Annotated in this window: 15 protein-coding genes; 9 read left to right on the top strand and 6 right to left on the bottom strand. The window is 33.9% G+C overall.

What is annotated here, in order from left to right; genetic code table 11:
- Nucleotides 1-384: 384 nt before the first annotated feature.
- From J2W95_RS01670 to J2W95_RS01650, 5 genes are all read left to right on the top strand, one after another.
- Complete coding sequence (locus J2W95_RS01670; RefSeq protein ID WP_310003279.1) at nucleotides 385-1101, top strand: toxin-antitoxin system YwqK family antitoxin; 717 nt, start codon at nucleotides 385-387, stop codon at nucleotides 1099-1101.
- 241 nt (nucleotides 1102-1342) lie between these two features.
- On the top strand, nucleotides 1343-2530 hold the full coding sequence (mnmA, locus tag J2W95_RS01665; RefSeq protein ID WP_310003278.1) for a tRNA 2-thiouridine(34) synthase MnmA: 1188 nt from the start codon (nucleotides 1343-1345) through the stop codon (nucleotides 2528-2530).
- Nucleotides 2531-2556: 26 nt separating this feature from the next.
- Nucleotides 2557-4167 (top strand): S8 family serine peptidase, encoded by a 1611-nt coding sequence (locus tag J2W95_RS01660; RefSeq protein WP_310003276.1) that lies wholly within the window; start codon nucleotides 2557-2559, stop codon nucleotides 4165-4167.
- Between the two features lie 14 nt (nucleotides 4168-4181).
- Complete coding sequence (locus J2W95_RS01655) at nucleotides 4182-5126, top strand: NAD(P)H-dependent flavin oxidoreductase (RefSeq protein WP_310003274.1); 945 nt, start codon at nucleotides 4182-4184, stop codon at nucleotides 5124-5126.
- A 37-nt stretch (nucleotides 5127-5163) separates the two neighbouring features.
- The gene (locus J2W95_RS01650) at nucleotides 5164-5577 is read left to right on the top strand and encodes a hypothetical protein (RefSeq protein ID WP_310003272.1); all 414 of its coding nucleotides are present in this window, start codon (nucleotides 5164-5166) and stop codon (nucleotides 5575-5577) included.
- A gap of 36 nt (nucleotides 5578-5613) precedes the next feature.
- Here J2W95_RS01650 and J2W95_RS01645 read toward each other — a convergent pair whose 3' ends face one another.
- Nucleotides 5614-6393: a methyltransferase domain-containing protein gene (locus tag J2W95_RS01645; protein ID WP_310003270.1), complete on the bottom strand. Its 780-nt coding sequence runs from the start codon at nucleotides 6391-6393 to the stop codon at nucleotides 5614-5616.
- A 336-nt stretch (nucleotides 6394-6729) separates the two neighbouring features.
- Here J2W95_RS01645 and pafA point away from each other — a divergent pair, with 336 nt between their 5' ends.
- Together pafA and J2W95_RS01635 are read left to right on the top strand one after the other, a co-directional pair.
- Nucleotides 6730-8349 carry an alkaline phosphatase PafA gene (pafA, locus tag J2W95_RS01640; RefSeq protein ID WP_310003268.1) on the top strand — a complete coding sequence of 540 codons (1620 nt, stop codon included), beginning with the start codon at nucleotides 6730-6732 and terminating at the stop codon, nucleotides 8347-8349.
- 140 nt (nucleotides 8350-8489) lie between these two features.
- Nucleotides 8490-9458, top strand: a complete 969-nt coding sequence (locus J2W95_RS01635; RefSeq protein ID WP_310003265.1) for a c-type cytochrome — start codon at nucleotides 8490-8492, stop codon at nucleotides 9456-9458.
- 50 nt (nucleotides 9459-9508) lie between these two features.
- On the opposite strand, the gene lysA is transcribed toward J2W95_RS01635, so the two are convergent.
- The 3 genes from lysA to gltB all read right to left on the bottom strand — a co-directional run bounded on the left by lysA (nucleotide 9509) and on the right by gltB (nucleotide 16924).
- Nucleotides 9509-10732: a diaminopimelate decarboxylase gene (lysA, locus tag J2W95_RS01630; protein ID WP_310003263.1), complete on the bottom strand. Its 1224-nt coding sequence runs from the start codon at nucleotides 10730-10732 to the stop codon at nucleotides 9509-9511.
- Between the two features lie 217 nt (nucleotides 10733-10949).
- Entirely contained in the window at nucleotides 10950-12404 is a 1455-nt protein-coding gene (locus tag J2W95_RS01625; protein ID WP_310003261.1) for a glutamate synthase subunit beta, read from the bottom strand.
- A gap of 2 nt (nucleotides 12405-12406) precedes the next feature.
- Nucleotides 12407-16924 (bottom strand): glutamate synthase large subunit, encoded by a 4518-nt coding sequence (gene gltB / locus J2W95_RS01620; protein WP_310003259.1) that lies wholly within the window; start codon nucleotides 16922-16924, stop codon nucleotides 12407-12409.
- 406 nt (nucleotides 16925-17330) lie between these two features.
- Here gltB and sucC point away from each other — a divergent pair, with 406 nt between their 5' ends.
- Together sucC and J2W95_RS01610 are read left to right on the top strand one after the other, a co-directional pair.
- The gene (gene sucC, locus J2W95_RS01615) at nucleotides 17331-18524 is read left to right on the top strand and encodes an ADP-forming succinate--CoA ligase subunit beta (protein ID WP_310003256.1); all 1194 of its coding nucleotides are present in this window, start codon (nucleotides 17331-17333) and stop codon (nucleotides 18522-18524) included.
- Between the two features lie 186 nt (nucleotides 18525-18710).
- Nucleotides 18711-20276: a protein adenylyltransferase SelO gene (locus J2W95_RS01610; RefSeq protein ID WP_310003254.1), complete on the top strand. Its 1566-nt coding sequence runs from the start codon at nucleotides 18711-18713 to the stop codon at nucleotides 20274-20276.
- A gap of 102 nt (nucleotides 20277-20378) precedes the next feature.
- On the opposite strand, the gene J2W95_RS01605 is transcribed toward J2W95_RS01610, so the two are convergent.
- Both J2W95_RS01605 and J2W95_RS01600 read right to left on the bottom strand, forming a co-directional pair.
- Nucleotides 20379-22916 (bottom strand): mechanosensitive ion channel family protein, encoded by a 2538-nt coding sequence (locus tag J2W95_RS01605; protein ID WP_310003252.1) that lies wholly within the window; start codon nucleotides 22914-22916, stop codon nucleotides 20379-20381.
- A gap of 327 nt (nucleotides 22917-23243) precedes the next feature.
- Nucleotides 23244-23708 (bottom strand): DUF1456 family protein, encoded by a 465-nt coding sequence (locus J2W95_RS01600; protein WP_310003249.1) that lies wholly within the window; start codon nucleotides 23706-23708, stop codon nucleotides 23244-23246.
- Between the last annotated feature and the right edge of the window lie 9 nt (nucleotides 23709-23717).

The raw sequence follows: 23717 nt of genomic DNA, 5'->3' as shown, positions 1-23717 counted from the left end.
TAATGTATTTTAAAAATAATTAAACAAAAAGTGAAAATTTATGTTTTCCTTATATTTTGTTTAATCCTATATTTGATTTATTTTGATGTTTAGTGTCTTTAATCATTGATGTTTGTGATTTTTTCATGCTTCTTTTTTGATTCATATTTATTCAAAAAAAGTAAACAAAATATAATTTTTTTGATTTTAATTTTTTCTTAGAAGAACGATTTTTTATCGTTGCTTTTTTATAGTATTTCAATATATAATAAAACCAATTATTAAGCCTTTTTATAATTTTGAATTATTAAGTTTTACGTACTTTTATAAAATAATGTTGCCTCATAATAATAGTTAATTTTTGAGGTTATGCTATTGGTTTTTAGATAATTTAATTAAAATTTTATGTTTTATATTTTTAGATTTTTGACCCTTTTTTTGTGCTGCCAAGTTGTTTTTTCACAAACGGATTCCAATCCAGTTGATGAGAATGGGAAAAAGCATGGTGTTTGGAAAGGATTTTATGAAGAATCAGGAAGACAACGTTATGAAGGAACTTTTGAGCACGGAAAAGAAGTTGGTGTTTTTAATTTTTTTGATGACACGAAAGCAAAGTCAATAATAGCGACCAGAACTTTTAGTTCAAATGACAACTCTTGTTATACTATTTTTTATGATCAGAATAAAAACGTAGTGAGTGAAGGCAAAGAGATAAACAAATTACGAGAAGGTAAATGGAAATACTATCATAAAGCTTCAAAATCTGTTATGACTTTGGAGAATTATAAAAACGGAAAGCTCGAAGGAGTCAGAACTGTATATTATCCAAGCGGTAAAGTTGTGGATGAAACGATTTATAAAAATGGATTAAAAGAAGGAGTTTATAAAAAATATTCTGAGAAAGGAATTGTTTTGGAAAACAGCTTTTTTAAAAATGGAGAATACGAAGGTGAAGCTATTTATAAAGATCCGAATGATCTTGTCATCGCAAGAGGAAAGTTCAAAAATGGCAAGAAAGTTGGGAAGTGGCAGTTTTTTATCAATGGAAAATTAGAAAGTGAGGAAAATATGGATAAGCCTAAAAAGCCACAACTCAAAAGGGACAAAGTAAAAATAGACTAAGAGTTTAGAAATTATAAATTCAGTTTTTTTTAAATTATGTTTAGGCCTTTTTTGTTTGATAGAATATATGACTAAATTGAATTTATCTTTCGTTTTGCACTTTTATATTGCATTAAAGATAAAAATAGTATTAATTCGGACTATTACAGTATTGTTTTCATCAATCTCAAATAGTCTTAACTAGGTATATTATTTGTACTTTTGCAAAAGATTAAATTTTCAAACATTCAATAGTTTAGTAATGAAACGTGTAGTTGTAGGTCTTTCTGGTGGTGTGGATTCAAGTGTAGCAGCATATTTGTTGCAACAGCAAGGATATGAGGTAATAGGTCTTTTTATGAAGAATTGGCACGATGATTCAGTGACAATTTCAAATGAATGCCCTTGGTTGGAAGACAGTAACGATGCTTTATTAGTTGCTGAAAAATTAGGTATTCCTTTTCAAACGGTTGATTTAAGCGAACAATATCAAGAAAAAATCGTTGATTATATGTTCAGTGAATATGAAAAAGGGAGAACTCCAAATCCTGATGTACTTTGTAATCGGGAAATAAAATTTGATGTCTTTATGAAAATCGCTTTGAGTCTTGGTGCTGATTATGTGGCTACTGGACATTATTGCCGAAAAGGTGAAATCGAAGTGAATGGAGAAAAAGCGTTTCAACTCCTTGCAGGTGTTGATGGTAATAAAGACCAATCGTATTTTTTATGTCAATTGTCTCAGGAACAATTGTCCAAAGCGTTGTTTCCAATTGGTGAATTGACCAAGCCAGAAGTCAGGGAAATAGCTGCTCAAATGGAATTGGTGACTGCCGAAAAGAAAGATTCGCAAGGACTTTGTTTTATCGGGAAAGTACGTCTACCAGAATTTTTGCAACAAAAACTGCAACCGAAGGAAGGAACAATTATTCAAATTGATAAAAACGATCCCATATATTCCTCTGAAATGCAGGACGAATTATCTGTTGAAGAACAATTACTTTTTGCTTCCAAAAAAATGCCTTATACACCAAAAATGGGTAAGGTAATGGGAAAACATCAAGGAGCTCATTATTTTACGGTTGGCCAAAGAAAAGGTTTGAATGTGGGAGGAACAACTGATCCTTTGTTTGTTATTGCTACAGATGTTGAAACCAATACAATTTATACGGGATTGTCAAGTATGCATCCTGGATTGTTCAAAAAAGCTTTGTTTATAGAGAAATCTGAGGTGCATTGGATTCGTGAAGATTTGGCTTTGGCCAATGGTGAAACGATGGAAGTTATGGCTCGCATTCGATACAGACAACCTTTACAGAAAGCGACTTTACATCAATTTGAGAATGGTATGTATATTTCATTCGAGGAGTCACAATCTGCTATTACAGAAGGGCAATTTGCTGCTTGGTATCATAATGATGAGTTAATTGGCTCTGGGGTTATTTCTTAAATCAAGAGTTTAATTATTTTCAAAACATGAAAAAAATACTTTTTATTATTTTGTTCTTTTCCTGTTTTGTTGGGTTTTCTCAAGAAGATGCTTGGGTATATTTTAACATCAAAAATAATTCTCAAAGTTATTATGACAATCCTTTGTTGATGCTTTCGCAAAGAGCCTTAGATCGCAGAACTAAACAAAGTATTCCTTTAGATTCTAAAGATATTCCTATTGATGCTAGTTTTATTAGCCAAATAAAAGCTGCTTCAGGCATTACTGTTATGGCCAAATCAAAGTGGTTGAATGCTTTGCATATTCGCGGAACTCAGACAGATATTAATTCTTTAAAATCTTTTTCGTTTGTAGATAAAATTGATTTTGCCAATAAATCACTCAATACGACTGCAAAAAAAGCAGCTGTAAATAAAATGAAAGCCGTTAATAAGGGAATGGAAAAGTTAGTAGATTTTGCTTATGGCAGTTCTGCAAACCAAATCCAAATGCTTCATGGTGATATATTGCATCAGCAGAATTATACTGGTTCTGGAATAATAATTGCGGTTATGGATGCAGGTTTTCCTGGGGTTAATACAGCGCAACCATTTCAAAGGCTTCGAGACAATAATCAAATACTTGGAGGTTATGATTTTGTGAATAAAGATGCCAATTTTTATGTAGGAGATTCACATGGCTCGATGGTTTTATCTTCTATGGGAGGATATAAAGAGAATGCTCTTGTAGGAACTGCTCCAGATGCTTCTTTTTATTTGTTTAGAACAGAAGATGGTGCAAACGAAAATCCTGTTGAGGAATCGTATTGGGTGGAAGCGGCGGAGCAAGCAGATAGTTTGGGAGTAGATGTTATCAATACTTCATTGGGTTATTCTGAATTTGATACTGCAGCATACAATCATACCTATAATGATATGGATGGTAAAACTACCTTTATCACTCGTGGTGCAGAGATCGCTTTTTCGCGTGGTATGATAGTGGTTGCTTCTGCTGGAAATGAAGGGGCTACAGTAAATCCTCATATCGGAGCTCCTGCTGATGGTATTTCAGTACTTACTGTTGGTGCGGTTACAGCTTCCAAAACGGTAACTGGTTTTAGCTCCATCGGTCCTTCATTTGATGGAAGAGTAAAGCCAGATGTTATGGCACAAGGGCAATCGGTAGTTTTATCTGATTCCTCGGGGAATATTATAACAGCAAACGGAACTTCTTTTTCGAGTCCAATTACAGCGGGAATGGTGGCTTGTTTATGGCAAGCGTTTCCGAGTAAAACCAATAAAGAAATTAAAGACTTAATTATAAAATCATCGGATAGGTATACTGTTCCAGACAATCAATATGGATATGGAATTCCAGATTTTAGATTTGCTTTGAATGGATTAGGAATTAATGATTTTTCAATAAAAGATATTTTTTTATACCCTAATCCAACAACTGATATAAGTACTGTTTCTTTTAATGGAAATTTTGATACTGGTATTCTACGCATTTATTCTATCCTAGGACAAAAAATAACAGAACAGACAATTTCAAAAAAATCACCAACTATTTCGTTAAAAGCATTGCAGTCCGGAATGTATATTTATGAATTAGATTGGAATGGTAATGTGAGTACCGGAAAACTAATCAAACAATAAAGCAATTTTTTTATATGAATAAAATTACAAGTCTTTTCAATATTAAATACCCAATTATTCAAGGAGGAATGATTTGGAATAGTGGTTATAAATTAGCAAGTGCTGTGAGTAATGCTGGAGGGTTGGGCTTGATAGGCGCCGGTTCTATGTATCCAGAAGTATTGAGAGAACATATTCAAAAGTGTAAAAAAGCAACAGATAAACCATTTGGTGTCAATGTTCCTATGTTGTACCCAAATATTGAAGAAATAATAAAAATTATAGTTGACGAAGGTGTAAAAATTGTTTTTACATCGGCGGGAAATCCTAAAACATGGACTTCTTTTTTGAAAGAAAACGGAATAACGGTAGTGCATGTAGTGAGCAGTTCTGTTTTTGCTTTAAAAGCTCAAGATGCAGGTGTTGATGCTGTTGTAGCAGAAGGATTTGAAGCTGGTGGTCACAATGGAAGAGAAGAAACTACGACTTTCACTTTGATTCCGATGGTAAAAGATAAAATTTCTATTCCGTTAATTGCTGCAGGTGGAATCGCTACTGGTCGTGGAATGCTTGCTGCAATGGCTCTTGGGGCTGATGGCGTACAAGTTGGTAGCAGATTTGCAGCTTCATTTGAATCTTCTTCTCATCAAAATTTTAAGGAAACCATTATTGGGGTTCAAGAAGGTGATACACAGTTGACTTTGAAAGAATTGGCACCAGTTCGTTTAATTAAAAATAAATTTTACAAAGACGTTCAGGAATTATATGAAAAATGTCCAACTAAAGAAGAATTAGCCACTTTGCTTGGAAGAGCAAGAGCTAAAAGAGGAATGTTTGAAGGTGATTTGACCGAAGGGGAGTTGGAAATTGGTCAAATAGCGGGATTAATCAAAGAAATATTGCCAGCAGAAGATATAGTAAATGAGATGATTGCCGAATTTGAACATGCAAAGCTGGAAGTAGTAACATTTGGTTTTTAAAATTGTTACCTTTGTTTTTTATACAAATTTTTAGATAATGGGTAAGTTAAAAATAGGGTTTCTATTGTTGTTTCTTTTTTTGGGATTGAATTTTGGATTTAGTCAAAACTATAAATTCAAGACAACGGGTTTAAGTGTTTCTGTAAAAGAAGGAAACGGTAAATTTAGTAATTGGAGCGAATTGAAACCAGTAAGCATAATAGTCAATTTAGACACCAACAAAAATAGAATTGTTATTTATTCTGAAGTCATTCAGTTGTTTGAGATTATAGAGTTTCTTCCTGCTGAAGAAAGTTCAAATGATCTTGTTTATCCATTTGTTTGTAAAGATAATAGTGGGGAAGATTGTACACTTTCTTTTATAACTCGAAAAAATCAAGATAACAGAAAACAGCTGTATGTGAAATACGAGGACAGAGTATTAGCTTATAATATTGTTGTTCTTGAGTAAATAGTAATGACTATTTTTTACGACAGCCATTACTTTTTACGATTTTTTAATTCTGATTTGCATCGCATAATCATAAGGATCAAGTGGTGTAAAGAGAATGTTTTTGGGGTTTACAAAAGGCATGTAAGCTCTAATTTTTTCTTGAGTAAATCTTTGTGACCAGAATTGTTCTTTGGTGGCAGTAAAGCTGTCTTTGTCATTTGTGATTATCGTCATTCCCATTTTTTGATAGGATTGCTCCTGTTTTTTTCGGGTGTTGTCGTTGTCTATATAGCAGGCGCCAAGTATTATTTCGCCATTAGGTTGCAATAAAGAATAAGCATTTGAAAAAATGGTTGTAAATTTTTCATTCTCTGATAAATCCAATCTTTCATTGGAATCATTATATTCATCGAAAGAGAAATTATCAGGATAAAAATTACCAGGTGTAAACCAAGTGCAAATGATTAAATCGTATTTTTTTTGCAACTGATCTAAATTGACAGCATCAAGTAAATGTACTTTTAGTTTGTCTTCGATATGTAATTCTTCGGCAGTTGCCTGTGATAGTTTTATGCAGGCTTCGGCATTATCGGTTCCTTCATAGATTTCAATCATCTGCCACATTTCTGGAATGGCACTTAAATGTCTGGCTATTCTTGCACTTCCTATTCCGATGTCCAAAATTGTAAGTGGACTTCCTTTTTTTAGATATACTTCGGAGATGACTTTTTTGAGTTCCGTAAATTCGGCCCATTGAGCTTGTAATAAATCTTCGGATAGATATTGGTCGTCAAATGATTTTTGGACAGTATTTTCGTTGTCGTACATGTTCATAGTCAGTGGTTTGGCACTCAAATTTAATATTATTTTTTTGTTTTTAGATTATGAAAATAAAAGTTCTTAATTTCTACAAAAGTTCTTGATCGCAGTGAGCGTGAGGGATAGGAATAAGCTACCGAAGTAGCGTGGATAGCCCGACAGCATTATGGGAAGGGGCCGAATACTCGCAAAGTTGAGTAGGCCTCTTCCCGTAATGGGGTCACGCCCATATAAATTTTGATGATTTACTATTTTTTGGTCATTTATAGGTTAATTTATTGTGTTAGTTATTTTGATTTTGACTCTTTTTACAAGATAAAGTGTATTTTTGTGTTCTATTAAAAATTTATTATGAGAAAAATTGTTTTGTTTTTAGTATGTGCTTTTTCTATTAGTAGTCAAGCACAACAGCGTCCTAAATTGGTTGTTGGAATTGTTGTAGATCAAATGAAAATGGAGTATCTATACCGATTTTCGGATGATTATTCAGCAAAAGGTTTTAAAAGGCTGATGGATAATGGGTTTACTTTTCACAACATGAATTATAATTATATGCCCACATTTACTGCTCCTGGACACGCTTCTATCTATACGGGAACAACCCCTGCGGTGCATGGAATTATTGGGAACGACTGGTATATTCGTGCTACCGGAAAAGATATGTATTGCACGGATGATGCCAGTGTGAAAACACTTGTGGCGGGTACTGAAAAGGAAGGGGCGATGTCACCAAAAAATCTTTTGACGACTACAATCACAGATGAATTGAGATTGGCAACCAACTTTCAAGGGAAAGTAATCGGTTTGAGCATTAAGGATCGTGGGGCTATTTTGCCAGCAGGACATTTTGCGAATTGGGCTTTTTGGAGCACTAAATCTGGAGCTTTTATATCGAGTACTTTTTATGGCGATAAAATGCCGGATTGGGTAACTCAATTCAACAGTGAAAAGAATTACATGAAGTATATCGATAAAGGATGGAGTTTATTGAAACCGGTTGAAACCTACAATGAAAGTTTGCCTGACAATAATCCATACGAAGGAAGATTGGATAAATCGTTGCCTCCTGTATTTCCTTATAATTTGAAGAAAATTTATAATGAGTCTGGAATGGAAGTTTTGAAAACGACTCCGTTTGGGAATGATTATTTGGCTGAATTGGCAATGAGAGCTATAGATAAAGAAGAATTGGGAAAAGATAATATTACTGATTTCTTGGCGGTAAGTTTTTCTTCTACCGATTATGTAGGACATACTTTTGGTCCAAGATCAATGGAGATTCAGGACACTTATTTGCGTTTGGATCTTACCATCGCTACTTTTTTGGAGTATTTGGATAAAACTGTCGGTAAGGATAATTACTTGGTTTTCCTGACTGCAGATCATGCTGTTGCAGATAATGCGATTTTTTTGAAAGATCGTAAATTAAATGTGGACAATATTCCTTCCAAAGAAATTTTTGCTTCGTTGAATAAATTTTCAACAGAAACTTTTGGTGAAAATTTAGTCTTGGATTATTCTAATTTTAATATTTTCTTGAATAGGGATCTTATCAAGCAAAAAGGATTGGAATTAGCGAAGGTAAAGCAAAGTTTTAAGGACTTTTTGTTGTTGCAGGCATATGTAAAAAGAGTTTATACTCAAGAGGATATTTTGGCGGGATCAGCTCAGGATTATTACCTGAATTTTATTTTCAAAGGATATGACCCTAAGCAGAGTGGAGATCTTGTAATTCTTGAAGGAGCAGGGTATTTGGAAAGCTATTCAGCAACAGGTACAACACACGGAACGCCGAATAGTTATGATACTAATGTGCCGTTGCTTTTTTACGGTTGGCACATTCCTCAAGGAGAATCAAGTAAAAAAGAATACATAACAGAGATTGCTCCTACGCTTTCTAAAATGCTAAGAATCACTATGCCTAATGGTACAGAAGGGCAAGTTTTAGAAGAATTATTTGTTAAAAAATAATCATTTTTTCTGAGCGATTAAATCCCCATTCATGTAGATGAATGGGGATTTTTTTTATTTTATCGATTTTCTTGTTAATAATGTTGTGTTTTAAATGAAACTGTTAAATTTGAAGTGTTTTATTTACTAAAATATTAGATATGAAGAAAATTATCAAAGGAATTTTGTTGTTACTTGTCATCATGGTAATTGCAATTTTATCATATGTAAAATTGGCTTTGCCTAATGTAGGAGAAATTGAATATCTCAGTATTAAGCCAACTGCAAGTCGATTGGAACGAGGAAAGTATCTTGCTACTCATGTTTGTGTTTGCGTTGATTGCCATTCTACTCGAAATTGGAATGAGTTTTCTGGACCTTTGGTAGATGGAACTCTAGGTAAAGGAGGTGAAGTTTTTGATCAAAGATTTGGTTTTCCTGGTAGTTTTTATGCAAAAAATATTACGCCTTCAGGTATTGGTAATTGGACAGATGGTGAAATTTTGAGAGCAATTGCCAGTGGTGTTTCTAAAAATGGTAAAGCATTGTTTCCTATAATGCCGCATCCTCATTTTGGGAAGATGGATAAAGAAGATTTAGAATCTATCATTGTGTATGTGAGAACTTTGAAGCCTATTCAAAATATAGTTCCAGAATCAAAACCTGATTTCCCTATGAATTTTATAATTAACACTATCCCAGAGAAACCTCATTTTTCGACAATGCCAAATGAAAGCGATGCCGTTGCTTACGGAAGTTATTTGTTTAATGCTGCTTCTTGCGCTGTATGTCATTCGAAACAAGAAAAAGGAAAACCAATTGAAGGTATGGAATTGGCCGGTGGTTTTGAGTTCCCAATGGTGACAGGTGGTATTTCCCGTTCGGCTAATATTACGCAAGACGAAATTACTGGTATTGGTAAATGGTCTGAAGTTGACTTTGTTAAGCGCTTTAAAACCTATTCAGACAGTACTTATGTACCTAATAAAATTTTAAAAGGGAATTTTAATACAGTTATGCCTTGGACAATGTATGCTGGGATGAGTGAGCAAGATTTAAAAGCAATTTATGCCTATTTGAAAACGATAAAACCTATAAAGAATAGCGTTGAGAAGTTCACTAATCCTTAGTGTTATATATAAAAAAAATCCCGAAACCTTAAGCTTCGGGATTTTTTATATTAAACTGTTGCGGCTGCGGCTACAGGCAATGGAATTTGATTTTGAAGTAAGTCTTCAAATTTTTCATGAGCTCGAATTAAGTGTCCTTGACCATTCATCCATAAAACCTCTGCAGGTTTGTATCTTGAATTGTAATTGGAAGACATTGAGAAGCAATAAGCTCCTGCATTGCGAAAAGCTAAAATATCCCCCTCTTTTATTTCAGAAATTCTTCTGTTGGTTGCAAACGTATCTGTTTCACAAATGTATCCTACAACTGAGTAAAAACGCTCTTTTCCTTTTGGGTTTGATATGTTTTCTATAAAGTGTTGTGAACCATAAAGCATTGGACGAATCAAGTGATTGAAACCACTGTCAATACCTGCAAATACTGTAGAAGTTGTTTGTTTAACTACGTTTACTTTAGCCAAAAAGAATCCAGCTTCACTTACTAAAAATTTACCTGGTTCGAAAATCAAAGTCAAATCTTTTCCATACTCAACGCAGAAAGCATTGAATCTTTTTGATAATTTTTTACCTAATTCGTCGATGTCAGTAGCGATATCGTCTTTTTTGTAAGGAACTTTAAATCCACTTCCGAAATCTAAAAATTCTAAGTTTTTGAAGTTTTTGGCAGCGTCAAATAAAATTTCGGCAGCATATAAAAACACTTCAATATCTAATATGTCAGAACCTGTATGCATGTGAATACCTACTATGTTCATATTTGTATTCTCAACGATACGAACCAAATGAGGTAATTGATGTACTGAAATACCAAATTTACTGTCGATATGACCTACTGAAATATTAGCATTTCCACCTGCCATTACGTGTGGATTGATACGAATACATACTGGAACGTGAGGATGTTTTGCACCAAATTGCTCCAATATAGATAAGTTGTCAATATTGATTTGAACTCCCAATGCATGTACTTCTTCAATTTCTTCAAGAGAAACGCCATTTGGAGTATAAAATATTTTTTCTGGTGCATAACCAGCATGTAAACCTAACAGTACTTCTTGAATAGAAACAGTATCTAATCCAGATCCCATATCTCTCAATAATTGAAGTATGGCAACATTAGACAATGCTTTCATTGCATAATTGATGCGTAAATTAGGAACCTTAGAAAAAGCCTTCGTTAATCGATTATACTGGGATTGTATTTTTTCGGCATCATACACATAAAGTGGACTTCCAAATTGTTCTGCTAAGTGTAGTAAATCGTTTGCTTGCATCTTGCTTATTATTTTTTGACAAATTTATTATACTTTGGTATTACGACCAAACTATTTGAGGTTATTTAACAAATTATAACAAATTGTTTAAATTGCAACAAATAGTTCTTATTTGTGGTTTTTTTTAACTTTAATTCAAAATCCTGATTTTTGTTTAAAAATTAAAATCCCTTGACAAAAAATGATATCAAGGGATTTTAATTTTTTATTTTAAATATTATAAAGCGGGTAAATCTCCATTGCCTTTTGTTGGTAAATTGGTGAAGCCCATTAAGTATAAATCAACTTCTCTAGCAGCTTCACGACCTTCAGAGATGGCCCACACGATTAGAGATTGACCTCTTCTCATATCACCAGCTGTGAATATATGTGGTACATTAGTTTTGTAGTTGGTTGCTTTGTAATTAGTTCTAATATCAACTTCTATTCCTAATTGTTCAGCTAAAGTTTTTTCTGGACCTGTAAATCCAAGAGCTAACAAAGCTAAATCACAAGGCCAAATCTTTTCTGAACCTTCTTTTTCAATTAATTCAGGTCTTTGACCAGGTGTTATTTTCCATTGTACTTCAACGGTTTTTAATCCCACTAGTTCACCTTTTTCATTGGCAAGAAATTCTTTAGTATTAATCAACCAGTTTCTGTTGCAACCCTCTTCATGTGAAGAAGAAGTTTTTAATTGCAACGGCCAAAATGGCCATGGTGTAGATTCGCTTCTTCCTACTGGAGGTTTTGGCATGATCTCAAAATTAGTAACTGATTTTGCACCGTGTCTGTTTGATGTTCCAACACAATCTGATCCTGTGTCTCCACCACCAATAACGATTACATCTTTTCCAGTTGCCAATACTTGATCTTCAATTTTTTCTCCGTACAATACTTTGGTTTGTTGAGTCAAGAAATCCATAGCTTGAACAACACCTTTGCTATCTGCGCCTTTAGTAGGTAATCCTCTTCTTTCAGTTGCTCCACCGCATAATACGATAGAATCAAAAGCTTCTAATTCTTCTACGCTAAAGTTTACTCCTACGTTTACATTTGTTTTGAAAACAATTCCTTCGGCTTCCAATACTTTTACGCGTCTGTCGATAATTCCTTTTTCCAATTTGAAATTTGGAATTCCATAACGTAATAAACCACCAATTGCATTATCTCTTTCAAAAACGGTCACTGTATGACCAGCACGATTCAATTGTTGTGCAGCGGCTAATCCTGCTGGACCAGATCCAACGACTGCAACTGTTTTTCCTGTTCTTTTTTCTGGTGTTTGTGGTTTGATCCATCCTTCGGCAAAACCTCTTTCGATAATATTTTTTTCAATATTTTCGATTGCAACCGGTTCTTTGATTATTCCCAATACACATGATTTTTCACATGGAGCAGGACATAAACGGCCTGTGAATTCAGGGAAGTTATTTGTAGATTGTAAAATTTGCAATGCGCTTTCCCATTCTTCTTGGTGCACCATATCATTAAAATCAGGAATTAAATTTCCTAAAGGGCATGAGCTATGACAAAAAGGGATTCCGCAATCCATACATCTGGAACCTTGCTCTTTGATTTTATCTTTTGATAACGGAATTGTAAATTCATTATAATTTGTAACTCTTTCTAGAACAGCAACGTTACTTTCGTCGGCTCTATTATATTCTTTAAATCCACCTATTTTCCCCATGACTATTGTGCTATTAATTCTTCAATTTGCTTTTCTTCTGCCAATCTTTGTAATGCTTTTTTGTAATCTGTTGGCATCACTTTAATGAAATGTTTGCTTTCGTTTTCCCAATCCGCTAAAAGGCGTTTCGCCAAAGGGCTATTGGTATACATCGAATGATTTTTGATCAAGCGTTTCAATTTAGCTAAATCTTCTTCTTCTAATGTTTCTAAGGCAACCATTTCCATATTGCACAATCCGTCTTCAAATTTCTTTTTGGCATCGTAAACATATGCAACACCACCGCTCATACCAGCTGCGAAGTTTCTACCTGTTTTGCCAAGAACAACTACTGTTCCTCCGGTCATGTATTCACAACCGTGGTCTCCAATTCCTTCAACAACAGCTGTTGCTCCAGAATTTCTAACAGCAAAACGTTCTCCGGCCATACCATTAATGTAGGCTTCTCCAGTAATTGCACCATAAAGAGCCACGTTACCAATGATAATGTTGTCTTCTGGGCTAAAAGTAGCAGTAGGAGGGACTTTGATAATTAATTTTCCTCCAGAAAGTCCTTTTCCTAAATAGTCATTACAGTTTCCGTGAATTTTGAATGATAATCCATTTGTGGCAAACGCTCCGAAACTTTGTCCGGCAGAACCTGTAAAGTCAACAAGAATTGTATCTTCTGGTAATCCTTGAGCACCATATATTTTTGAAATCTCATTACTCAAAATTGCACCAACAGAACGGTCTGTATTTTTGATGTCAAAAGTAACTCTTGTTCTTTCTTTTCTGTAAATAGAAGGAATAGCAGCTTTAATGATATCAAAGTCAAGTACGTTTTCTAATGCGTGGTCTTGAGTAGTAGTATTATGGTTTGGAACTGTTTTGGCTTTCTCTGGTTTGTAAAGAATTGTAGATAAATCCAATCCATTTGCTTTATAATGTTTAATTGCTTTGTTAACATTCAATTTTTGAGATTGTCCAACCATTTCTTTCAATGTTCTAAAACCAAGTTGAGCCATAATCTCTCTTAACTCTTCAGCGATAAAGTACATGAAGTTAATAACGTGTTCTGGTGTTCCTTTGAAATTTTTTCTCAATTCTGGATCTTGTGTTGCAATACCTACAGGGCAAGTATTCAAGTGACAAGCTCTCATCATGATACAACCTGAAGCTACAAGAGGTGCTGTTGCAAATCCAAATTCTTCAGCTCCTAGCAAAGCAGCGATAGCTACGTCACGACCTGTTTTTAATTGACCGTCACATTCTAAAACCACACGACTTCTTAAGTCGTTCAAGATTAAAGTTTGTTGCGCTTCGGCAAGACCAAGTTCCCAAGGAATACCTGTGTGTTGTAATGATGTCAATGGTGCAGCACCAGTTCCTCCGTCATATCCTGAAATCAAGATAACATCGGCTTTTGCTTTTGCAACACCAGCAGCGATTGTTCCAACACCAACTTCAGCAACTAATTTAACATTGACTCTAGCTTCTCTATTGGCATTTTTTAAGTCAAATATCAATTGAGATAAATCTTCAATAGAATAAATATCGTGGTGTGGAGGGGGAGAAATAAGACCTACATAAGGTGTAGAGTTTCTTGTTTCGGCAATCCAAGGCACTACTTTTTCACCTGGTAATTGTCCACCTTCTCCAGGTTTTGCACCTTGAGCCATTTTAATTTGAATCTCTTGGGCATTCGTTAAATAGTTAATCGAAACTCCAAATCTTCCAGAAGCAACTTGTTTGATGGCGCTATTTTTAGAGTCTCCATTCATTTCTTTTTGGAAACGTTTTGCGTTTTCTCCACCTTCTCCAGAGTTAGATTTACCTCCAATTCTGTTCATGGCAATCGCTAGATTCTCATGAGCTTCTTGACTGATAGATCCGTAAGACATAGCCCCAGTTTTGAATTTTTTTACAATTTCAGTCCATGGTTCTACTTCGTCAATAGAGATAGGGTCAAGATTGTTGAATTCGAACAAACCTCTTATGGTCATCAAGTTTTCACTTTGATCATTTACCATTTTAGAGTATTCTTTATAGCTTTCTGGGCTATTCAATCGAACAGCTTGTTGTAATTTTGAAATGGTAGTTGGATTGAACATGTGTTTTTCACCGTTTCTTCTCCATCTGTAAATACCTCCAATTTCTAATGGCAATAGATTTGCAATTTCTGCTTTTGGAAATGCATTTTGGTATCTTTTCTTAACTTCTCTCTCAATTTCCATTAGTCCAATACCTTCAATTCTAGAAGGAGTGTAAGGGAAATATTTTGAAGTGAATGTTTTGTTTAAACCTAAAATTTCAAAAATCTGTGCAGCTCTATAAGAATGTAAAGTAGAGATACCAATTTTGTTCATGATTTTTAGAATCCCTTTAGCAATGGCTTTATTATAGTTGGTAATAGCGTAATCGGCTTTAACACCCGTAATAAACCCTTCATTTACCTGGTTATGAATGATTTCATTTACCATATAAGGATTGATCGCACTTGCACCGTATCCAAATAATAAAGCAAAATGATGTGGTTCGCGTGGTTCAGCAGATTCGATTATTATACCAAATTTAGAACGAACTTTTAAAATGTTCAAAGAGTGGTGAATATAAGATGTGGCCAATAACATTGGGATTGGTGCCAATTCTTTACTTACACCTCTATCTGAAAGGATAACAATGTTGCATCCTTCAGAAACAGCTTTGAAAGTAGCTTGTACACATTTCTCTAAAGCACGCTCAAGTCCATTTACTCCTTTTTCTATTTTATATAAAGTAGAAATCGTAACCGATTTGAAATCGGAATGGTCAATGCTTCTTATTTTATCCAAATCCTCATTTGATATAACAGGATTTTGAATTTTAATTTTTTTACAATGAATATCAGTAATGTCAAAGATGTTGTAATCTCCTCCAATTGCCAAACTTGTATCGGTAATTATTTCTTCACGAATACCATCCAATGGAGGATTGGTAACTTGTGCAAATAATTGTTTGAAATAGTTATATAATAATTGAGGTTGATCTGATAATACTGCAAGAGGAGTGTCATTACCCATAGAACTCAATGCTTCATTACCTTGAGCACCCATTGGATTGATGATCGTTTTTAAATCCTCGATTGTGTAACCAAAAAGACGTTGTCTTGTTTCAAAATCAATTTTTTCAGTTGGAATTGGATTATTCGTATAAGGAATTTTAGCTAATTGCAATAAATTGTTATCCAACCATTCTCTATAAGGACGCTTTGTTACTACTGAATGTTTGATTTCTTCATCTTCAATAATACGACCTTCATTCATGTCAACAAGGAACATTTTCCCTGGTTCCAATCTTCCGTGCTGTACTACATCTTCTGGTTTGATGTCAAGAACACCAATTTCTGATGACATGATTACAAATCCGCTTTTGGTTAATGTATAGCGAGAAGGACGTAATCCATTTCTATCTAATAATGCTCCAATAACATTTCCGTCTGTAAATGGTATAGATGCAGGACCATCCCATGGTTCCATGATACAAGCGTTGTATTCGTAGAACGCTTTTTTCTCATCCGACATGGTTTTGTGTTTTTCCCAAGCTTCAGGAACAACCATCATCATAACTTCTGGTAAAGAACGACCAGTCATTAATAATAACTCAACAACCATATCCATAGAAGCTGAATCTGATTTTCCTTCTAATATGATTGGGAATAATTTTTTTAGATCCTCTCCAAAAACGTCACTTTTCATCAATTCTTCACGAGCACGCATTCTGCTTACGTTTCCTCTCAAAGTATTAATTTCTCCATTGTGACACATATATCTGAATGGTTGTGCTAAATCCCAAGAAGGGAAAGTGTTTGTAGAGAAGCGTTGGTGAACCAATGCTAAACGGGTCACTAAGTCACAGTCTAATAAGTCAGTATAGTATCTGCTGATGTCTTCCGGCATCAATAGACCTTTATATATAATAGTAGTAGTAGAACAACTTGAAAAGTAAAACATATGACTTTCCGAAGTTCTTGAATTACGGATTGTGTGTTCAGCAATTTTTCTAGCCAAGAATAATTTGGCGTTGAATTGTTGTTCTGTAATATCTAAACCGTTTTTACCAACAAATACTTGTTTAACGGTAGGTTCTTTTTCTGCTGCAATTTGACCTAAATTGGAAACATCAACAGGAACATCTCTCCATCCTAATACAGATAGATTTTGATCTTTTATGGCATCTTCAAAGGTGGTTTTGCAAAATGCTACTTGGTTTGGACTTTTAGGCATAAAAACCATTCCTACAGCATACTCTCTAACTTCTGGAATTTCAAAATCACATACTTTCTTAAAGAATGCATGTGGAATATCAAATAAGATTCCAGCACCATCACCAGTTCTTCCATCTGAGCTAACCGCTCCACGATGTTCTAACTTTATAAGGATGTCTAGCGCTTTATGAATAATATCATTAGACTTAATTCCATTCAAATTACATATAAATCCTGCGCCACAGTTGTCATGTTCAAATTCGGGCAAATAAAGGCCTTGTTCTTTAACTCTCATGCTTGATATTTTTTTCTACAAAATTAAAGATTTCATAACATATAACTAATGAATACGGCGTTTGGGTTATATTTTTGCTATAAAATTAAAAAAGGTATGAATATTTGATAATAATGTTGAATTTTCCTTTCTGAATTGATATATCTTCAAAAAATATTTTTTTATATTTTAAAAACCATTGATTTTTGTAATAATAATATGATTATACTTTTTTAGGGTGATTATTTTAACAAAAACACTGAGAATATTTAAATTTTTCATACTATAACGATTGAGGTGAAAGTTTCGGTATTTTTTACTTTTATATGTTATTATAATTAAAAAAAATTTCAATTAAATTAAATTTTGCTATTTTTGTGCCACTTTTATTCTGAAATAGATTCAGAATCCAGACAAATTCTATATTATGAACATACACGAATATCAAGGAAAAGAAATTTTAGCTAGCTATGGAGTTCGCATTCAACGCGGAATTGTGGCTAATAGTCCAGTAGAAGCTGTAGCTGCTGCAAAACAATTAACTGCCGAAACAGGTACAAGTTGGTATGTTGTAAAAGCTCAAATACACGCAGGTGGTCGTGGAAAAGGTGGAGGAGTAAAACTTGCCAAAGGAATTGATAAAGTGGAAGGAATTGCAGAAGAAATTATCGGAATGCAATTGATTACACCTCAAACTTCTGCTGAAGGTAAAAAAGTACACAAAGTTTTAATTGCTGAGGATGTTTATTATCCAGGTGAAAGTGAAACTTCTGAGTTTTATGTTTCTGTTCTTTTGAATAGAGGTACAGGACGTAATATGATTATGTATTCTACTGAAGGTGGAATGGATATTGAAGAAGTGGCGGAACACACTCCACACTTAATTTTTACTGAAGAAATTGATCCATCAGTTGGATTGCAAGGTTTTCAAGCAAGAAGAATTGCTTTTAACTTAGGTCTTTCTGGAAATGCTTTCAAAGAAATGGTAAAATTCATCGATTCATTATACAATGCTTACATTGGTTCTGATGCTTCTATGTTTGAAATCAACCCAGTTTTGAAAACTTCGGATGATAAAATTTTGGCAGTAGATGCTAAAGTAAATATTGATGATAATGCTTTATACAGACAAAAGAAATATGCTGATATGCGTGACGTTCGTGAAGAAAATCCAATCGAAGTTGAAGCAAAAGAAGTAGGATTGAACTATGTAGATCTTGACGGTACTGTAGGATGTATGGTAAACGGTGCAGGTCTTGCAATGGCAACTATGGACTTAATTAAGTATGCTGGTTTTGAGCCTGCAAACTTCCTTGACGTAGGTGGAACTGCTGATGCAAAACGTGTTGAAACTGCTTTCCGTATTATCTTGAAAGATCCAAACGTAAAAGCGATTTTAATCAATATTTTTGGTGGAATCGTTCGTTGTGACCGTGTGGCACAAGGAGTTGTTGATGCATACAAAAATATGGGAGACGCTATTAATGTGCCAATCATTGTTCGTTTACAAGGTACAAATGCTGAAATTGCAAAAGAATTAATTGATAATTCTGGAATGCCAATTTTATCTGCAGTACAATTTCAAGAGGCTGCTGATCAAGTACAAGCTGCGCTTTCTTAGTTAGATAAAAAATCTATATATTTAAAATCCTGAGTGAAAGCTCGGGATTTTTTTGTTTCCTAATTTTATAAACAAAACGATTTTGGTCATAAAATAAAATTATCATTACAGATCAATTAAGTGTAAACTATGGAATACCTTTACAGTATTAGTTGTAATCATACTAGTTTATATATCTGTTACTAAATGAAACTTCATACACAAAATAATTTTACTGCCGAATTACCTGCCGATACAAGTGAAATCAATGTTCCGAGACAGGTAGAGGGAGCCTGTTTTTCTTTTGTAGAACCGAAAAAGCCCACAAATCCATCTTTGATTCATGCTTCAGTCGAAGTGGCCAATTCTTTAGGATTGTCAGAGGAAGATATTCTTTCAGAAGATTTTTTAAATACTTTTTCAGGAAATACTGTTTATCCAGAAACCAAACCATACGCTTTGGCTTATGCTGGCCACCAGTTTGGAAATTGGGCAGGGCAGTTGGGAGATGGACGTGCGATTAATCTAACTGAAGTTGTCCATAATGATAAGTTGTCCACATTACAATTAAAAGGAGCAGGCCCTACACCATATTCCCGAACAGCAGATGGTTTTGCAGTTTTGCGATCTTCGATCCGAGAGCATCTGTGCGCCGAAGCGATGCATTATCTTGGTGTCCCAACAACTCGTTCACTTTCGCTAATGCTTTCCGGTGATGAGGTTTTAAGAGATATACTTTATAATGGAAATCCTGCTTATGAGAAAGGAGCCATCGTTTGTAGAGTAGCACCTTCGTTTATTCGTTTTGGTAATTTTGAATTGTTTTCATCGAGAAAAGATCATGCTACACTACAATTATTAACGGATTATACCATTAAGCATCATTTTCCAGAGATTAAGAGTGAAGGAGTAGATAAATATCTGGACTTTTTTCAAACGGTGGCTCAAACTACCCTAGAAATGATTGTGCATTGGCAACGTGTTGGTTTTGTCCATGGGGTTATGAATACTGATAATATGTCTATTCACGGCATTACGATTGACTATGGTCCTTATGGATGGCTGGAAGATTACGATCCAAATTGGACGCCAAATACAACCGATAGACAATATAAAAGATACCGTTTTGGCAATCAACCCGATATTGCTTTGTGGAATTTATATCAATTAGCGAATGCTTTGTATCCGTTAATTAATGATGCCAAACCGCTTGAAACTATCTTAAATGCCTTTGGTGCTGATTATCAAAAGGAATATTTGAATATGATGCGAAATAAGCTTGGCCTCAAAATAAGTAAGGACGAGGATGCTATTTTAATAGAAAGCTTAACGGAACTTCTTCAGTTAATAGAAACAGATATGACTATTTTCTTTAGAAACTTGAGTAGTGTTAAAAAAGAAGATTCGACCGAAATTGCTTTGGATACAATTAAAGAAGCTTTTTATAATGAAAAAGACCTTAATGAATCTATTCTGGGTAAATGGTATACATGGCTAGAGCATTATAGTGACCGAATCAATGAAGAGTCTCTAAACGATGTTGAAAGAAAAGAACAAATGAATGCCATAAATCCCAAATATGTTTTGCGAAATTATATGGCACAATTGTGTATTGACGCCGCCGATAAGGGAGATTACTCATTACTTAATGAACTGTTCGAATTGCTTAAAAAACCTTATGATGAGCAGCCAGATAGTCAAAAGTGGTTTGCAAAAAGACCTGATTGGGCCAGAGATAAAGTTGGTTGTTCTATGCTGAGCTGTAGCTCTTAAATGTTTTGATTTAGCACCTGGAAGAATTATTATTTAAAAGAAAAAGCAGTAGTGAATAAAAATTTGCTACTGCTTTTTCTTTTAAATAATTCCTAATGTTTTTTATTCCTCAGGCTCGATCTTAGGTTCTGGTTCAGACTCAGGTTCAATTTCAATTTCTTTGGTTATTATATGAATATCCTGTTGTGAAAAAGGTATGACAATATTGTTTTCTTTTAGTGTTTTGTCAATGGCAATTATCAATTCACTCCTTGTGTCATTATCAAAATCAAAGTGGCTAATCCAGTATTTCAGAACTAAGTCAATTGAACTGTCACCAAACTTGGTAAACCAAATTGCGGGTAATGGTTTCATAAGGACATTTTTATTGTTTTCAAGGATTTCAAAAATTAATTTTTTGGTTAATTCTAAATCAGTTCCATAGGCGACGCCAAATCGTATTTCAGATCTTCGGGTACTGCTTCCTAGAGTCCAATTGGTTAAATTCTGGTTTAATAATTCTCCGTTTGGAATAATTACATCGGCTCCATCAAATGTGGTAACCACGCTACTTCTAATCCCAATTGATTTCATTTTTCCAGATTGTGTGCCAACTTCAATAATATCATCTAAACTCACTGGTTTTTCAAAGGCGATAATCAATCCACTGATTAGATTATTGACTAGGTTTTGCATACCAAAACCAATACCAACTCCCAAAGCACTAATGATTAAGGTTAGTTTATCCATTGGGATACCTGCTGATGCAAAAGCAATTAGGACTCCCAAAGTCACAATGGCTATTCGAGATAAGAATAACATGCTTCCAAAATTTTTGGTTTTGTTTTTAGTACTGATGATTTGATCGTCTGAAGCTAAAAAGGAGACCACTTTTGAAATGAAACTCGACAATAGGATCACAATAATGAATATCATAATGTTTTCAAATGTGAACGTAATGTTTCCGAGGCTTCGAGGTTCGGATAAGGTATTTCTAAAAGGATCAATTATATTTTGAAAAGTATAAGTGTTTCTTACCATCAACAAAAAACAGCAAACAAATAGAATTAGATAATAACCAAGAGTAAATTTATGTGGGATGCCAATTAGGGTTTTCTTCCGTTTATCTTCATCAACTCCTTCTAAAATTTTGGATATCAGATTGATTTCTTTGACTATAATAAAGGTGCTATAAAGAGAAAATATTGTTACAATCGTATAGACTGACTTAGTCATTAAAAATTTGCTTAAATTATAATTACCGTTTACCAAGTAATAGAATGAAAGAAATTGAAGGATTGTTGCTGCAAGGATATACCATAAATACACTTTCCTTTGAATTTTGGATCTATTTATAAATGCATATACACCAATTGCAATTCCTAAACAATTTATTCCTAAAATTAAAAAAGATTCTCCAACAAAGTGAATCAAAATTATTAGGTCAAAAAAGGCTAGCAAATTCAGTAGAAAAATTGCTGTCCAGATTTTCCAAATAAATGTATTAATTGATCTCCACATTATTATAGTTAATGCAATGGTCGATATAGTCCAAATTATAATTGAAAAAATAAGCGGAGGCATAGGTAAAATGAATTGATATATATTTAGAACTACCAAGATTGCAGATGCTAAAGGATTGTTTAGCATATAAAAATTAATTAGCATATCTTTTTTATAGCCAAAATCAAGAAATTTTCTTTTTTGTAATTTGAAATAGATGGCTGTTCCAAGAATTAGGATCAGCATCGTGAGGATGGAATTTTTATTATTTATCAGATAGAAATAGACGACCAAATAGTTGGTTTTTATCGAAAAAGCCATAGGATCGTCAATCATTAATTTTTTAATATTAGGTCGCTCAAAAACAGGAACTTTTTTGGTAAATAATTGATCAACTTCTATTTTTCGGAGTCTATCATTTATAATTATATCTGTTTCAATTTTGAATCTCAATTGATCGCCCATAATTTCCAATGTTTGGATACTGTCCACCGCATTTTTTAATCTTTCTGAGATTATATCAATGTCGGTATTCATCTTTAATGATTGCAGGCGGTAGATTTCTCTGGCAATGGAATCTTTTGGAACATAATATAGGTTTTTTTCAGCGACCAATGAGTCAATCTTTTCTCGTGTTCTGCCGAGTTGTTGATTTTCAATGCTTATTTTTTTTAAGCGATTGTTGGTGCGTTTTAATAATTCGTATAGTAATATAGAAGTGGAGCTAAGATTTCGGTCGGTTAAAACCCTGAATTGTTTTCCGACAATTCCTTTTACGGAAAACTCTTCCCATTCTTTTAATTGATGGATTTCTTCAGTAATGTCTTTGTAATCAAATCCTCTGTTTAAAAGGAATTTTGCATTTTGGACTTCTAATTCAATTAAATTGAAGATTCTATTTTGTTTTTGAACTCTTTGATAGTTTATGTATTTTTCCTGCCTTGCTTTCTTTTCATTTTCGGCTTTGCTTTCAAGTAAGAGCTGGTTAACTCTATTATTGATTCCAATTTCTTTAACGATAGAATCGACTTCTTTCTTCAGATTTTGGGAGGAAACCGAAAGAAATGAGAGTAAAGCAAAAAAAACGAAAATAGGTTTCCAGCTATTGCCGTTATTATTTTTGGCATTGTTTATATGTTGGAAAGTGAATTTTAACATGGGCTATAGTAAGTTTAATTATGGTGTAATTTTTGCAACTTATAGTGGGTTTCTGCCGGAATTTAAAAACGTTTCATACAATTGTTTTTGCTTGAAAAGGTAGGTTCTCATTCTATTTCCATTAAAGGTAGGTAGTTGAGTCTATTCAAATTTAACAAAAAAATATTAGTTTTTTGTTATATATGCTTAAAAAAGAGTTTATTATGTTGTAGTCTGAATACCGTTAATTTTAGACACAAAAAAAACCTGAACTTTCATTCAGGTTGTTTCGTTGTCGTTGCCTAATCCTGGAGTTGAATCAGTCTCTCAAAAAGTAAAACTTGTAGTTTACGATTTTTTATTTTTTCCAAAGTTGTATTTTACTTTTTCTACAACTGGTGTTTTTGAATTGCCTTTTGGATATTGTTTTTTGGCAGGCTTTTTTGCCGTGCTAGATTTTCCTGGAGCTTGATCACCTCTAGCTCTTTCTTCATCTTTCGCTTTTGGTTTGAATTCGGCTCTTTTTGAATCTCCGTCTTTTGAAGGAATTTGAGCTTTGTGTTTAGCCAAAACATCATTCGGGTTTTTAGGATTTTCTTTGGTACCTCTCAAGTGAATCACAAGTCCGTTTAAGAAATTACGCAATACTTGATCACCGCATTCCATATAGTTCTCGTGTTTTTCATCACGAAAAAACGCTCCCAATTCTGATTTTGTAATTCTAAAATCTACTAATTCTAAAATTTCCACTATTTGATCATCGCGTAACATCAAGGCTACTCGAAGTTTTTTGAATATATCGTTATTTGTCATTTTTAAGTA

It is taken from the genome of Flavobacterium granuli, assembly GCF_031456055.1.
In the GTDB taxonomy this organism is placed as follows: Bacteria; Bacteroidota; Bacteroidia; order Flavobacteriales; family Flavobacteriaceae; genus Flavobacterium; species Flavobacterium granuli_A.
This window is presented reverse-complemented; position numbering and strand designations above follow the sequence as displayed.

Coding starts and splice junctions, on each gene's coding strand:
- J2W95_RS01655 (WP_310003274.1), top strand. CDS start 4,182: ATGAATAAAATTACAAGTCTTTTCAATATTAAATACCCAATTATTCAA.
- J2W95_RS01650 (WP_310003272.1), top strand. CDS start 5,164: ATGGGTAAGTTAAAAATAGGGTTTCTATTGTTGTTTCTTTTTTTGGGA.
- J2W95_RS01660 (WP_310003276.1), top strand. CDS start 2,557: ATGAAAAAAATACTTTTTATTATTTTGTTCTTTTCCTGTTTTGTTGGG.
- J2W95_RS01600 (WP_310003249.1), bottom strand. CDS start 23,708: ATGACAAATAACGATATATTCAAAAAACTTCGAGTAGCCTTGATGTTA.
- pafA (WP_310003268.1), top strand. CDS start 6,730: ATGAGAAAAATTGTTTTGTTTTTAGTATGTGCTTTTTCTATTAGTAGT.
- J2W95_RS01635 (WP_310003265.1), top strand. CDS start 8,490: ATGAAGAAAATTATCAAAGGAATTTTGTTGTTACTTGTCATCATGGTA.
- sucC (WP_310003256.1), top strand. CDS start 17,331: ATGAACATACACGAATATCAAGGAAAAGAAATTTTAGCTAGCTATGGA.
- J2W95_RS01610 (WP_310003254.1), top strand. CDS start 18,711: ATGAAACTTCATACACAAAATAATTTTACTGCCGAATTACCTGCCGAT.
- J2W95_RS01670 (WP_310003279.1), top strand. CDS start 385: ATGTTTTATATTTTTAGATTTTTGACCCTTTTTTTGTGCTGCCAAGTT.
- mnmA (WP_310003278.1), top strand. CDS start 1,343: ATGAAACGTGTAGTTGTAGGTCTTTCTGGTGGTGTGGATTCAAGTGTA.
- gltB (WP_310003259.1), bottom strand. CDS start 16,924: ATGAGAGTTAAAGAACAAGGCCTTTATTTGCCCGAATTTGAACATGAC.
- lysA (WP_310003263.1), bottom strand. CDS start 10,732: ATGCAAGCAAACGATTTACTACACTTAGCAGAACAATTTGGAAGTCCA.
- J2W95_RS01645 (WP_310003270.1), bottom strand. CDS start 6,393: ATGAACATGTACGACAACGAAAATACTGTCCAAAAATCATTTGACGAC.
- J2W95_RS01605 (WP_310003252.1), bottom strand. CDS start 22,916: ATGTTAAAATTCACTTTCCAACATATAAACAATGCCAAAAATAATAAC.
- J2W95_RS01625 (WP_310003261.1), bottom strand. CDS start 12,404: ATGGGGAAAATAGGTGGATTTAAAGAATATAATAGAGCCGACGAAAGT.